This window comes from Pseudoalteromonas sp. GW168-MNA-CIBAN-0100, assembly GCF_040309225.1.
GTDB classification, from domain to species: Bacteria; Pseudomonadota; Gammaproteobacteria; order Enterobacterales; family Alteromonadaceae; genus Pseudoalteromonas; species Pseudoalteromonas arctica.
This window is the reverse complement of sequence record NZ_JBEOOL010000224.1, coordinates 1-367: the sequence shown is the minus strand read 5'-3', so window position 1 is coordinate 367 and position 367 is coordinate 1. Positions and strand designations below refer to the sequence as shown.

The 367-nt window shown below is 39.0% G+C and carries 1 protein-coding gene; it reads left to right on the top strand.

Translation table 11 applies throughout. The features are described 5' to 3' along the window. Positions 1 to 70: 70 nt before the first annotated feature. Positions 71 to 367 (top strand): LysR family transcriptional regulator (locus AAEY62_RS20845; protein WP_350636192.1); only part of this gene is annotated, 297 nt, incomplete at its 3' end.

Genomic DNA, 367 nt, shown 5'->3' with positions numbered 1-367 from the left:
CGCTAGCATAGAGCAATTCGTTTAATTATGTATAATGATTAAAATACTTTTAGTATGAGTTTAACTAATAATGAAATTACCCCCATTACGTGCTGTTCAGTGTTTTGAATCTGTAGCGCGATTAAATAGTTTTTCTAAAGCAGCAGAACATCTAAATGTGACGCAAAGTGCCGTGAGCCATCAGGTTAAATTACTAGAGCAATATTTAAACGAGCCGCTATTTAACCGCAGTGGCCGTAGCTTTTCGTTAACCGACGCGGGCAATCGTTACTATCAAGAAGTGAGTCATTCATTAACCAGTTTAGCCTCTGCCACACAAAAAATACGTTACGGCGAGCCTGGGCATATTCGTTTAGCACTTTATAGC